This is a genomic window from Pseudomonas palleroniana (genome assembly GCF_022836895.1).
Lineage (GTDB): Bacteria > Pseudomonadota > Gammaproteobacteria > Pseudomonadales > Pseudomonadaceae > Aquipseudomonas > Aquipseudomonas palleroniana.
This window is the reverse complement of sequence record NZ_CP092411.1, coordinates 3,820,573-3,834,079: the sequence shown is the minus strand read 5'-3', so window position 1 is coordinate 3,834,079 and position 13,507 is coordinate 3,820,573. Positions and strand designations below refer to the sequence as shown.

At 61.2% G+C, this 13,507-nt stretch carries 10 protein-coding genes; 2 read left to right on the top strand and 8 right to left on the bottom strand.

The window, feature by feature from the left end; genetic code table 11:
* Nucleotides 1-258 precede the first annotated feature (258 nt).
* From MJP36_RS17280 to MJP36_RS17260, 5 genes are all read right to left on the bottom strand, one after another.
* Nucleotides 259-1,674, bottom strand: a complete 1,416-nt coding sequence (locus MJP36_RS17280; RefSeq protein WP_060752820.1) for an efflux transporter outer membrane subunit — start codon at nt 1,672-1,674, stop codon at nt 259-261.
* Nucleotides 1,671-4,850 carry an efflux RND transporter permease subunit gene (locus tag MJP36_RS17275; protein ID WP_244383574.1) on the bottom strand — a complete coding sequence of 1,060 codons (3,180 nt, stop codon included), beginning with the start codon at nt 4,848-4,850 and terminating at the stop codon, nt 1,671-1,673. The genes MJP36_RS17280 and MJP36_RS17275 overlap by 4 nt, the downstream gene beginning before the upstream one ends.
* Nucleotides 4,851-4,865: 15 nt before the next feature.
* Complete coding sequence (gene mexE, locus MJP36_RS17270) at nt 4,866-6,107, bottom strand: multidrug efflux RND transporter periplasmic adaptor subunit MexE (RefSeq protein WP_060752822.1); 1,242 nt, start codon at nt 6,105-6,107, stop codon at nt 4,866-4,868.
* Nucleotides 6,108-6,345: 238 nt separating this feature from the next.
* Complete coding sequence (locus MJP36_RS17265; protein ID WP_244383573.1) at nt 6,346-6,873, bottom strand: ester cyclase; 528 nt, start codon at nt 6,871-6,873, stop codon at nt 6,346-6,348.
* A gap of 34 nt (nt 6,874-6,907) precedes the next feature.
* Nucleotides 6,908-7,930 carry a polysaccharide deacetylase family protein gene (locus MJP36_RS17260; RefSeq protein WP_244383572.1) on the bottom strand — a complete coding sequence of 341 codons (1,023 nt, stop codon included), beginning with the start codon at nt 7,928-7,930 and terminating at the stop codon, nt 6,908-6,910.
* 152 nt (nt 7,931-8,082) lie between these two features.
* Between MJP36_RS17260 and MJP36_RS17255 the strand changes: the two genes are divergently transcribed.
* Complete coding sequence (locus MJP36_RS17255) at nt 8,083-8,991, top strand: LysR family transcriptional regulator (protein ID WP_244383571.1); 909 nt, start codon at nt 8,083-8,085, stop codon at nt 8,989-8,991.
* Between the two features lie 36 nt (nt 8,992-9,027).
* On the opposite strand, the gene MJP36_RS17250 is transcribed toward MJP36_RS17255, so the two are convergent.
* A complete protein-coding gene (locus MJP36_RS17250) occupies nt 9,028-9,555 on the bottom strand; it encodes a sterol desaturase family protein (protein ID WP_060752826.1) in 528 nt (175 codons plus the stop codon).
* Between the two features lie 214 nt (nt 9,556-9,769).
* On the opposite strand from MJP36_RS17250, the gene MJP36_RS17245 reads away from it, so the two are divergent.
* Entirely contained in the window at nt 9,770-10,987 is a 1,218-nt protein-coding gene (locus MJP36_RS17245; RefSeq protein ID WP_244383570.1) for a hypothetical protein, read from the top strand.
* Here MJP36_RS17245 and MJP36_RS17240 read toward each other — a convergent pair whose 3' ends face one another.
* Nucleotides 10,988-12,610 (bottom strand): dipeptide ABC transporter ATP-binding protein, encoded by a 1,623-nt coding sequence (locus MJP36_RS17240; RefSeq protein WP_244383569.1) that lies wholly within the window; start codon nt 12,608-12,610, stop codon nt 10,988-10,990. It lies immediately after the preceding gene.
* Nucleotides 12,607-13,506 carry an ABC transporter permease gene (locus tag MJP36_RS17235; protein WP_244383568.1) on the bottom strand — a complete coding sequence of 300 codons (900 nt, stop codon included), beginning with the start codon at nt 13,504-13,506 and terminating at the stop codon, nt 12,607-12,609. The genes MJP36_RS17240 and MJP36_RS17235 overlap by 4 nt, the downstream gene beginning before the upstream one ends.
* Nucleotide 13,507 lies beyond the last annotated feature (1 nt).

The window sequence follows — 13,507 nt, the reverse complement described above, 5'->3', positions numbered from 1 at the left end:
AGTTTGAATAATCAATTTTTGTAGTTCTATGTGTCGTCGCACTCGAGCCATAAAAATAATGCTTGCAATAAATACCCTTTAATCCTAAATGCCAAACACAGCACGGCATTAGGTCCTTACTTACAAAAGACTTCTTATCCGACCTACAGAACTAACCTTCAACATTTTAGGACCCCCAAAACAAAAAAAGCCCCACGACCGAATGGACCGCAGGGCTAAAAATTGGCTGGATGCGACCAACCAAAGGAGCGCTTTACATCATTTGGCGCTGGCGACCACCGTGTCCGGCTGCCAGCCGCCACCCAGGGCCTTGTAGATCGCGACAATCCCGCGATACAAGTCGACTTCCGCCTGGGCCTGGGCGTCTTCGGCGGCCAGGCGTTCGCGTTGGGCGTCGAGCAGGACCAGGAAGTCCACAGTGCCTTCGCGGTAGCGGATCGCTGCGAGGTCGGCCGCGGCGCGGCTGGATTCGCTTTGACGGATCAGCGAAACCAGGCGCTGTTGGCGTTTGCCGTAGTCACTGAAGGCATTTTCCGACTCTTCCAGCGCCAGCAGCACTTGCTGCTCATACGTTGCCAGGGCGCCATCGGCTTCGGCGTTGGCGCCGCGCAAGCGGGCACGCACGCTGCCGAGGTCAAAGGCGGCCCAGGTAATGCTCGGGCCGAGGGACCAGGCGTTGGCGGCCGCTGAACCGATCTGCGAACCGCGTCCGGCGGTAAAGCCGAGGAAGCCGCTGAGGCTGACCCGTGGGAACAGGTCGGCCTTGGCCACGCCGATACGCGCGGTGGCGGCGGCCAGTTTGCGTTCGGCACTGAGGATGTCCGGGCGACGTTGCAGCAACTGCCCTGGATCGCCGATCGGCAATGCCTTGGCGATCGCCGGCAGGTCTTTCGGGCTCAGGTCCACGCTCAGCTTGTCGGGGCGCTGGCCGAGGAGGGTGGCGATGCGGTTGCGCTCGCGCACTTGCTCTGCCTGCAATTGCGGCACGCTCGCTTCAACCGCCGCCAGGCGTGCGTCGGCGCGCTCCACATCGAGCTGATCGCCTACACCGGCATCACGCAGGCTGACGGTGATGGCGCGCGATTCCTGCTGGTTCTTCAGGTTGTCCAGGGCAATGCGTTCACGCAATTGAGCGCCGCGCAGTTGGCCGTAGGCGTCCACCAGTTCGGCAATCATGGTGACTTGCAGTTGGTACAGGTCGGCTTCGGCCACTTGCTGGTCGGCGTCGCTGGCCTCCAGGTTGCGGCGGATGCGGCCGAACAAGTCGACTTCCCAGGCCATGTCCAGCCCCAGGTCGTAGCGCTCGCTGTTGACACGCTTGGTGGTCTGGCCCGGGATCTGGCCTTTGCCCACGTCACTGCTGGCCCGCGAGGTCACCACCGGCATGATGTCGGTGGCCACGTCATCGCGAATGGCCCGCGCCGCCCGCAAGCGGGCGAAGGCGACGCGCAAGTCACGGTTACCGCTCAGTGACTGGGTCACCAGTTGGTTGAGGGTCGGGTCGTCGAACTGTTGCCACCAGATGCCTTCGTATTTGGCATGGTCATAGCTTTTGGTGTCGGCGGCGGCCGTGATATTGGCCGCCTCCAGCTTCTCGGTTTTGTAGTCCGGGCCTACCGCACACGCGCTCAGTGCGAGTACCAGCAGGCTCGGCAAAAATACTTTCACACTCATTGCTGTGTCTCCAGCTTCAAGGCCTTGGCCGCTTTGCGCGTTTCGCTGCGCTCCACATAGCGACGGATCAGTACGTAGAACACTGGCGTCAGCAACAGCCCGAAGAAGGTCACCCCGATCATCCCGGAGAACACCGCCACGCCCATGGCATGGCGCATCTCGGCACCGGCACCGCTGGACAACACCAGGGGCACCACACCCATGATGAAGGCGAACGAGGTCATCAGGATCGGCCGCAGACGCAGACGGCAGGCTTCCAGTACCGCAGCGAGCGGGTCGAGGCCTTCCTGCTGTTTATCCTTGGCGAACTCGACGATCAGAATCGCGTTCTTACAGGCCAGGCCCACCAGTACGATCAAGCCGATCTGAGTGAAGATGTTGTTGTCGCCGCCCGAGATGATTACCCCGGTAATGGCCGACAGCAGCGTCATCGGTACGATCAGGATCACCGCCAGCGGCAGGCTCCAGCTTTCGTATTGGGCGGCCAGAACCAGGAACGCCAACAGTACGCAGAGCGGGAATACGAACAGCGCGGTATTGCCCGAGAGGATTTGCTGATAAGTCAGGTCGGTCCACTCGTAGGTCATGCCGTTGGGCAGTTCTTCTTTCAGCAGTTTTTCAATTGCAGCCTGGGCCTGGCCGGAGCTGTAGCCCGGTGCGGCGTTGCCATTGATTTCAGCGGTGATAAAGCCGTTGTAGTGCATTACACGGTCCGGGCCCGAGGTGTCGCTGACCTTGATGAAGGTCGCCAGCGGGATCATCTCGCCTTTGTTGTTACGCACTTTCAACTGGCCGATCTGGTCTTCAGCCAGGCGGAACTGCTGGTCAGCCTGCACGTTGACCTGGTAGGTACGGCCAAAGCGGTTGAAGTCGTTGGCATACAACGAACCCAGGTAGATCTGCAGGGTGTCGAAGATGTCGCTGATCGCCACGCCGTGGGTCTTGGCTTTTTCGCGATCGATGGCGGCATCGACCTGCGGTACGTTGACGGTGTAGCTGGTGAACAGGCCAAACAACTCCGGCACGTTATGGCTCTTGGCAATGATGTTCTGGGTTTCTTTGTACAGCTCGTCATAACCCAGGTTGCCACGGTCTTCGATCTGCAGGCGGAAGCCGCCAATCGTCCCCAGGCCCTGTACCGGCGGCGGTGGGAAGATCGCCATGTAGGCTTCCTGGATGCTGCTGTACTTGCCGTTCAGCGCGCCGGCAATCGCACCGGCCGACATGCTCGGGTCTTTACGCTCGTCGAACGGCTTCAAGGTCACGAACACGATGCCGCTGTTCGGGCTGTTGGTGAAACCGTTGATCGACAGGCCCGGGAACGCCACCGCCGCTTCCACGCCCGGTTGTTTCAGGGCGATATCGGACATGCGCTTGATCACGTCTTCGGTGCGGTCCAGGCTCGCGGCGTCCGGCAATTGCGCGAAGGCCACCAGGTATTGCTTGTCCTGGGCCGGTACGAAACCGGTCGGGGTGTGGGCGAAGCCCAGCCAGGTCAGGACGATCAAACCGGCGTACAGGAACAGCGCGATACCACTGCCACGGATCACGCGGCGCACGGTGCCGACATAACCATGGCTGGCCTTGTCGAAGAAACGGTTGAACGGTTTGAACAACCAGCCGCCGAGCAATTTGTCGAGGAACCGGGAGAAGCCGTCTTTCGGAGCGTCATGCCCTTTGAGCAGTACCGCAGCCAGCGCCGGCGACAAGGTCAGCGAGTTGAACGCCGAGATCACCGTGGAGATCGCAATGGTCAGCGCGAACTGCTTGTAGAACTGCCCGGTCAAGCCGCTGATAAAGGCCGCCGGCACGAATACCGCGCACAGTACCAACGCGGTCGCGATGATCGGGCCGGTCACTTCGCTCATGGCTTTTTCGGTCGCCGGGAACGGGTCCAGGCCGAGCTCGATGTTCCGTTCGACGTTTTCCACCACCACGATGGCGTCGTCCACCACGATACCGATGGCCAATACCAGGCCGAACAGCGACAACGCGTTAAGCGAGAAGCCGAACAGGTGCATCACCGCAAAGGTACCGATCAAGGAGACCGGCACGGCCACCAACGGGATGATCGAGGCGCGCCAGGTCTGCAGGAACAGGATCACCACCAGCACCACCAGAATCAGTGCTTCGAACAGCGTGTGTACCACCGCTTCAATCGAGCCGCGCACGAAGATGGTCGGGTCATAGACGATGCTGAAGTCCATGCCTTGCGGGAAGTTCTGCTTGAGTTCCGCCATCTTGGCGCGGACTTCGTTGGAGATTTCGATCGCGTTCGAACCCGGACGCTGGAAGATCGGGATCGCCACCGCCGGCTGGTTGTCGAGCAACGAGCGCAGAGCATATTGGCTGGAACCCAGTTCCACCCGTGCGATGTCTTTCAGGCGCGTGATTTCACCGTTTTCGCCCGAGCGAATGACGATGTTCTCGAACTCTTCCTCGGTTACCAGGCGGCCCTGAGTGTTCACCGACAACTGGAAGCTGGTGGCATTCGGAGCCGGTTGCGCACCCAGTGCACCCGCGGCCACTTGGCGGTTCTGTTCGCGAATCGCGGTGACCACATCGGTCGCGGTCAGGTTGCGCGAAGCGGTCTTGTTCGGGTCCAGCCAGACGCGCAGGGAATAGTCGCCCATGCCGAACAACTGCACGTCACCCACGCCGCCCAGGCGTGCCAGCTCATCCTTCACATTGAGCAAGGCGTAGTTGGACAGGTAGAGCATGTCGTAACGCTTGTCCGGGGAGGTCAAGTGCACAACCATGGTCAGGTCGGGAGAGGCCTTGTCCACGGTGATACCGATGCGCGTCACTTCCTCAGGCAGCTTCGGCTGAGTCCGGGTCACACGGTTCTGTACCTGTACCTGCGCGTTGTCCAGGTCGGTGCCCAGGGCAAAGGTGATGGTCAGGGTCAGCTTGCCGTCGGCGGTCGACTGCGAGGACATGTACAGCATGTTCTCGACGCCGGTGATGGCTTGCTCCAACGGAGCGGCCACGGTTTCACCGATGACTTTGGGGTTGGCGCCGGGGAAGTTGGCGCGTACCACGACGGTCGGCGGCACCACTTCCGGGTATTCGCTGATCGGCAGTTGGAACAGCGAGATCGCACCGGCGATCAGGATCAACAGCGAGAGCACCGCTGCGAAGATCGGCCGCGAAATGAAGAACTTGGAAAAATTCATCTTGAGTCGTATCCCTTAACCGCGTGGAGTCGCGACGGCTGCGAGCTTGGGCGCGGCTTTATCCGGTGCCACTTGCTCCAGGTTGCTGGCTTCAAGCGCTTGTCGTTGTTGTGCCAAGGCGGCGAGGGTTTCCTTGCTGGCCATCGGGATGGTTTCCGGCGCTACCGGCGACCCCGGGCGAATGCGCTGCAAGCCCTTCACGACGATGGTGTCGTCCTTGTTCAGGCCGCTGCGCACGATGCGCAAGCCTTCGATCTTCGGCCCCAGTTCCACCGCACGATAGGCCGGCTTGTCGCCGTCCATCACCAGCACGAACTTCTTGCCCAGGTCGGTGCCGACCGCCTCGTCGTTGATCAACACGGCGGAGTAGGTGCCGCTGCCGACCAGCTTCAGGCGGGCATACAGGCCAGGGGTGTATTCGCCCTTGCTGTTATCGAACACGGCGCGACCGCGGATGGTGCCGGTGGCCGGGTTGACCTGGTTGTCGACAAAGTTCATCTGGCCCAGGTGCGGGTTGCCGGCTTCGTTGGACAGGCCCAGGTACACCGGGGTGGTTGCGCCACGACGGCCTTCGCGTGCCAACTCGGTGTACTTGAGGTACACGCGTTCATCGGCGTCGAAGTAGGCATAGACCTTGTCGGTGGAGACCACGCTGGTCAGTGCGGTGACATCGGCGGTCACCAGGTTGCCGGCAGTGATTTCGGCACGGCTGACGCGGCCGCTGATCGGTGCGGTCACGCGGGTGAAGCTCAGGTTCAACTTGGCCAGGTCCAACTGCGCCTGGATGCCGGCCACGGCAGCGCGAGCTTCCTGGGCGGCGGTGGTGCGCGAGTCGGCCAGTTCGGCGGAAATCGCATTGCTCTGACGCAGGCGTTCGCCACGTTGCGCTTCATTATCGCTGCGGGTGGCGGCGGCTTTGGTTTGGGCCAACTGGGCTTCAAGGCGGCGTACTTCGGCCTGGAACGGACGCGGGTCGATCTGGAACAGCAGGTCGCCTTTCTTCACCAAGGCGCCTTCGGTGAACGCCACCTGATCGATCTGGCCCGAGACTCGCGGACGGATCTGCACGGTTTCCGGGGCTTCCAGGCGGCCGGTGAACTCGTCCCACTCGTTGACCGGTTGTTCCAGCACCTTGGCCACGCTGATTTTGGCAGGGGGCATGGCGGCCGCTTGTTCCGGGGTTTTGCCGCATGCGCTCATCACCACCACGGCCAGGATCGCCAAGGGGAAGCGCAAATGTTTGAGTGACTGTTCCATGAGGTGCATCCGCCAATGTATTTGAGATGGGCGGATCATGCGCGGCGATGTGCTATGTCACGAATCGAATGAAGCAAAGGTAACTATCATTCGGAATGATATAAGCGCGAGATTAGCCCTCTAGCATGGGGGTTTCGTTAGGGTGCTATCAATAGGCGTGATGACAAAAGACTTTTGCACGCTGCGCAATCAGTCTACGCAGCGCACATGTCTGGCGGTGTGGCAGGGTGTGTTTTGGCTAAAGTGCGCCCAACTGCTTCATCAGTGTGAGGTTGTCTTCGATGTGCCAGTTGGCGGTGATCTTGCCGTCTTCGATCTGGTAGATATCGGTGGCGATGAAATCCACCGACTGGCCCTTGCCCTTGATCTCGCCAAAGGTGCCGGTGAAGTGCCCGCGAAAATGCAGGTGCACCACGACCCGGTCACCGGCGATGATCATTTGTTCGATCTCACAGCTCAGGTCGGGCACCGCGCCACGAAAAGCCCGGGAAGCCAGCAGGGGGCCTTGGGGCCCTTGTTTGCGCCCTGGCGGTGGGGTCTTGTCGATGAAGTGATCGGCCAACGCTGCGCGGGCCAGGGCTTCATCGCCGGTATGCCAGAACGTGTCGTAGCGCCGGGCGACGTTTTCCATGGTCTCGCGTTGGCTGGTGGTGAGGCTTTTGTCGACCACAAGTGTTCCGGGTTTGACCAGCTCGGTGTTTGCGGCGACGGCCGCACCCGACAGGGCCAAACCCAAGGCCAGGGCAGCGATTCGATAGTGTTTCATTGGACTGTTTCCTTGAATGCAAAAGGGGGAGGCTTCAAATCGTCTCGGTTTCCCGCAGGCTGAGCGGACTCTTGAGGGTGTAGTCGGCGATGGCGTCCTTGCGCATGAAGGCCACGCCCGGATGACTGCCGGCGTAGCGCAGGAACTCGTCCCACACCCGCACCATCTGCGGTGTGCCGCTGATACGGTCGTGGGCACTGATGGACATCATCCGGCGTCGGCTGCCTGCTTCGGCGTACAGCTGGTCAAACTCCAGCTTCACCTGTTCCAGGAACTGGGAGGGTGAGTAGTTGCGCCCCTCGATCAGCACGATGTCGTTGTTGCGCAAGGTGTAGGGCACGACGACAAAGTCCTTGCCGTTGACCTTCTCGATAAAGGGCTCGTCCCGGCTCACATCATCGATGTGATAGACGTAACCCAACTCTTGCAGAAGCGACAGGGTATTGGGGCCTCGGCGCAGCCAATTGCAGTTGTAGCCGGTGACCGGCTGGCCGGTCACGTCTTGCAGCACGCTGGCCGCCTGGCGCAGGAACGTGCGTTCGTCATCGCGGCTCATGGCAAATTGCGAACTCCAGTGGGGCCCGTGACCCGAGGCTTCATGACCGCGTGCGACGATCTCGCGGGCCAGCGCGGGGTTGCGCTTTACCGCGTCGCCGATCATGTGGCACGTGACTTTCACCGCGTGTCGGTCCCACAGGTCAAGCATCCGCGTAATGCCCTCGCGGTAGCCGTAGGCAAACCAGGTCGTGGTGGCCAGGTCCGCTGGAACACTGTCGGGGAAGTCCACTTTCGGAAAGGGGCTGTCAGTGCCTTTGAGCGGTTGGCCACCGGCTTCGAACTGCATCGAGATCGACACCACCAGCCGCGTGTCGCCGGGCCAGAACCGGCCGTTTGGCGGGCTTTGGGCCGGGGCAGGCGAGGAGGCTGGCGCCGTATGGGCGCGGGCCGGATTGAGTAATGCGCCTGCGGCAAGTACGGCTGCGCTTGCACCGGCCTGGGCCAGGAAGGTGCGCCGCTGAGGGTCAGGTGGCGCAAGCGGGTTGCGGGGGGCATTCATCGGGGCCATCCCGGGTTGAATGATTGGCACTGTCGGGTCAATGGAAGGCATCGCTTCACTCCATGCTGTAAACGGATGGATGCAACCCTATGCCTTTAGGTTATTTTGATAATCGGGCAAAAATCAAAAACCATCTTCGGAAATACCGAACAATGCTGCTAAAGAACCTTGAACTGTTTTTGCTGATCGTCGAGAAAGGCGGGTTATCGGCAGCCGGCAGGGAGCTGGGGCTTTCGCCCGCGTCCGTCTCCGAGCGGCTGGCGCAGCTGGAAGGTTTCTACGCTGCCAGCCTGCTGAACCGCACTACGCGTGCGATCAACCTGACCGACGAGGGCCGGCTGCTGGTCGAGGGTGCCCGCCAGTTGCTGGCGCAAGCCGATGAACTGCACAGCAGTATTCGCCTGGGGGTGCACCAGGTCTGCGGGCCGATCCGCCTCAGCGCTCCCGTAGACCTCGGGCGCCAACTCATTGAGCCGATCCTGGTGCAGTTCATGGAGGAGCATCCGCAAGTCAGCATCGACCTCAACTTGAGCGACGGCTACGTCGACCTCGTCAGCCAGGGCATCGACTTTGCCGTGCGTTATGGGGCGTTGGCCGACAGCACGTTGCACGCCAGGTCGATGGGTGAGAACCGCCGCGTCGTATGCGCCTCGCCACAGTACCTGGAACGCAATGGCACGCCGCTGCGCCCCGAAGACCTGACCCGCCACGAATGCCTGGTAATGCGCTTTGGTAGCAATATTTCGCGCGAGTGGACCTTCAAGCGTCACGGGCACACCCATCGGGTCCTGGTGCGCGGCCGCAGGGTGGCCAACGACGGCGCGTTGGTGCGGCAGTGGTGCCTGGCCGGTCATGGCATCTGCCTGAAATCGGTATGGGACGTCAGCGCCGACCTCGCTGCCGGACGCCTGGTTGAGCTGCTCAGGGACTACGACCTGGGCAGTACCGCGTTGAACATCGTCTATCCGCCGAGCCGGGTTCAGCCGCAGCGGGTGCGGATGTTGATCGAACGGATCATGGCGCGCTTGTCGAGCGTCGATGCGAGGGTGATCTCAGGCTGAGAGGTGCCGAAGGCCATGCGGATGTACCGCCCGTGCCTACTCGTACCGGTTGAGGGTTTCAGCCCGCACATAGGTGCGCAACACGTGATCCCACAGCGGCGACGACACCCCGAAGTTCTTTTCGACACCCTGGCGATGGTGCAGATCATGATTGGCCACCAGCCCCGGAATAAAACGGTAGGCCCAATGCTCGGGGCGGTGCATCACGTAGTGCACCGAGATGTAAATGAAGTATCCGCTCACCGCCCCCACAAAAACCGAGGTCAGGCCGGTGAACCAGGCCAGCAGCAACAGCGCGGCAAAGGTTGAGCTGGTTTTCCAGCTCGACACGCCGATGTAGGCGAGTACGTCGACATGATGGGTCCAGTGCTCGCGGCGGTACAGCGAATGGAACAGGAAGCGGTGGGCCGAGTACTCCACGAGTGTCCAGGCCAACCAGCCGGCCAGTGCCAGGCCGAGGTCAAAAGGCGCGAGGTAGAGAGCAAGGAGGATGAAGAGGGGAACGGTGAAGAAGTCGAGGTAATAAGCGACTGACGACATCAGCCATTTATTGGAAGCAGCCATGTGCAGAATATCCCTGTAGTGCCCGATGGAAGAGGCGGATTCTGAAGGGCTGCGCTATGACTGGCAACTGCGTCGTGAGTGCAGCGTCACATCTTCAGAATGTTGCAAACGACTGACGTTCACGTGTGGCAAGGAGTCCGTATTGACGTTGTTTGCAGTGAAGCGGTTTGTGAATTAAAACAGCCCCCTGGACTGTTTACTTCAAGGAGATCTGATGTCCGTAGCAACCGCTTCAACGTTCCAGGTATTTTTTCGCAGAGGGTTCAAGCACCTGCTTGAACACTGGACACCGTTTACGGTGACTGTGATTTTTCTCGGCACTGGCTTTGGCATGCTCAGCCTTTACATTTACACCAAGGCTATTGGTCGCGCGGATATTTTCATGTCCACGCTGGATGCCAAATCGGCCCTGCTGGTGTGGGTGTTAGTCGTGATGTTCATGATGACCCTGCAGCTGGCGGTGCTGATGGTCTCGGCGTGGCTGTACGGCATGTCGGTCTCACTGCTCCATAGCCGTCCTGAGAAAACCCGATTCATCGCACTGTGGCTATTGTTGCCGTTAGTGGTCGGATTCATCGCATTCATGGCATTGGCTTTCAAATGGAACGAAGACGTTAGCGCTGGGCAGGCGCTGCTGATTGTGTTGGTCGCTACACTGCTTGCGCTTTTCGGGCTGACTAGGATCAGACAGGTTCGTGAGCTGATCGAGCAAAGCGCTCCCGAGGGTCATGGAAAGTGGGTGTATGTTCCTATTGCCCTCATGCTGTTCTTCACAGTGGTATCCGGAGCATTTCCGACGCTGCTGATTCTGGGTAACTATGTTGGCCAGGACGATGCAGCGGCGGTCAAGTTTGTCGCCGTTTTCTCGATTTTTACCTTTGTATTCAGCCTGATACCGGCGCTGTTGTTTTTTGTGGTCAAGGGCAGTCTGTTTCGTCGACTGTCTACGCTGGCAGTCTCCGTGTTGATTTTTTTCGTCGTGTTCCTGCTTTCAGCGCGGGGGGCCATGTCGAGCATTACTTACATTGTTGCGGGCACACTGGAAATCCGCCAGACCCACGCAGCCCGGTTTATTCTGGAGGACCAGGTCAAATTGGGCGATCTCGATTCGCTGCAATGGCATACACGCTTGCGTGACGACGGCCGCGTGCAGGTTCAGGCGTACCAGCTGTTTGCATTCGGCGACTTACTACTGATTTGTCCGGTAGCTCTCCATGCTGCCAAACTTCATCAGCTGCCGCTCTACACCAAACTCTGCTGGTTCACCCGTGCCAGCAGCGTCCATCGCATGCCCCCGCAGATGAACCTCCATGCGCCGCCCACGGCAGAGTCGATCTGGACCAGGGCAGCAGCTCAACGCCTGAACTGGGAGAGGGTTCGGATCAACCTCACGTCCAGGATCAGTTTGCTGCGTGACAGCTCAGGTGGCTGATCACGCGGCTGTCGCCGTGACCTGTCGACCGGGTATGGCTGCAATCAATTCACGCGTGTAATCGCTGGCCGGCCGATTGAATATCCGCTCCACCGAGCCCTGTTCAACCACCCGGCCATTGCGTAAAACCAGCACCTCATGGGCAAAGTTAGCCACCACCGAAAGGTCGTGGGACACCAGCACATAGGCAATACCTGTCTCCCGTTGCAGCTCTTCCAGAAGCTCAAGAATGTGCGCCTGCACCGACACATCGAGCGCGCTGACCGGCTCGTCCAGCAGCAGCAAGTCAGGTTTGAGCGCCAGGGCACGGGCGATAGCGACGCGCTGGCATTGGCCGCCGGACAGTTCGCGAGGCAGGCGATCGAGGTAGCTGACGGGCAGGTGTACGCGTGCGATCAACTCCCGCGCCGCCTGCTCCAAGGCAGGGCCCTTGAGCAAGCCGAATGACACCAGCGGCTCGACAATGCTCTCGAACACTGTGAAGCGTGGGTCAAGGGCGGCAAACGGGTTCTGTTGCACCAACTGCAGGCGCTGGCGCAGGGGGCGAAAGTCGCGCCAGCTCAGGTCGGTGACGTCCTGTTGCTCGAACCAGACCCGGCCCTGGGTCGGTTTTTCCAGGCCCAGGGCAATGCGCAGCGCGGTGCTTTTGCCCGAGCCGGACTCGCCAACAATGGCCAGCGTCTGGCCGGGATAAACTTGCAGGTTGAGACCTTCAAGGGCCAGGAACGTCGAGTCCTCACCCTTGACCTTTGGCAGCGCAAACGTTTTGCCCACGTTTTGCAAACTCAGGATGGGAGGCTGCGCGGGATCGATGCGGGTCAAGGGCGCGCGACGTTTGGCGAGCGCGGGGGCGGCACCAATCAAAGCGCGGGTGTAGTCGTGCTGTGGCGCGCCGAGGATCTGGCGTGGTGGCCCCTGCTCGACGAGCTCGCCGTGTTGCATCACCAGGATCCGGTCGGCGCGGTCGGCGGCCACCCCCAGGTCATGGGTGATGATCAGCAGCGAAATCCCGCGCTCGCTGACCAGGCGCTGCAAGTGGTCGAGGATCTTGCGCTGTACGGTGACGTCCAGGGCGCTGGTGGGCTCGTCAGCGATGATCAAGCGCGGGTTGCCGGCCAGGGCAATGGCGATCAGCACGCGTTGGCGCATCCCACCGGAAAGTTCATGGGGATACTGACGTGCGCGCAGCACGGGTTGGTCGATGCCCACCTGTTGCAGCAGCTCGACAATGTCGGCATCCACCGCAGGGTAGCGTTTACCCTTGGCCAGGATCAGCGCCTCGGCAATTTGCTGGCCGACGCATAGGGTCGGGTTGAGGCTGACCATTGGGTCCTGAGGCACCAGGCCTACGGTGCGGCCGCGCAAGCTGCGTTTCTGGCGCTCATTGGCGTGAGTCAGGTCGTTGCCGTCCACCCATAGCTGCCCGGCGTTGATCTGTGCGTTGTCCGGTAGTAGGCCGAGAATGGCATTGGCCAGGGTCGACTTGCCCGAGCCGGACTCGCCGACAATCGCCACTGTTTCGCCCTGGCCGATGGCGAATGACAGCGTGCGCACCGCTTGATTGAGTTGCCCGCCGGAACGGTAGGTGACGCTGAGTTGGCGAACCTCCACTAGAGTGTTCATCGCTGGTTCTCCTCGAAGGTGCGGGCGATATGGTTGAGACTGAACACCACGGCGACCAGGAACAGACCTGGCAGCAGTGACACCCACGGGGCGGTGATCAGAAAGTGCCGACCGTTGGCGATCAAGGTGCCCCATTCCGCGGCCGGTGGTGCGGCGCCGAAACCGAGAAAACTCAGGCCGGCAGTGGCCAGGATCGCGGCGCCGAAATCCAGGGTCGCCAGCACTGCCACCGGGCCCCAGGCGTTGGGCAGAATGTGCCGCAGCAAGGTCCGCCTCCAACTGGCACCGCCCAGGCGTGCGGCTTCGACGTAGGGCAAGGTCTTGACCCGCAGCACCTCGGCGCGGGTGGTGCGGGCGAACCCGGGGATGATCCCGACACCTACCGCGATAGCGACCGGTACGGTGCCGAAGCCGATCGCGGTGACGATAGCCAGCGCCAGCAACAGGCCGGGCAATGCCAGCAGCACATCGACAACGCGCATGATCAGCGCATCGATGCGCCCCCCGGCAAAGCCCGAAAAAATGCCCAGCCCCAAGCCGCCCAGCAGTGCGATTCCCACCGCCAGGGAGGCAGCCAGCACTGACAAGCGGGCGCCGTATACCACGCGGGTGAACAGATCGCGGCCCAGTTCGTCGGTGCCGAACCAGTGGGTCAGGTTGGGCGCGCGGAGCTTGTCAGCCGGCGCGGTGGCGTAGGGATCGTAGCCGCTGAGCCCATGCGGCCACACCGCCGCGATCAACGCAAACACCAGTACCAGCAACGCCAGGCTGAACCCCGGACGGCGCAGCAACTGCAGCACCACTGTCGTTGTGCGTTGCAAGCGGCTGCGACGTTGCCACAGGTCAGGGCTGGCCGGGGCAGCTTTACCGCGCAGGTTCTGCTCAAGCATGGTCATG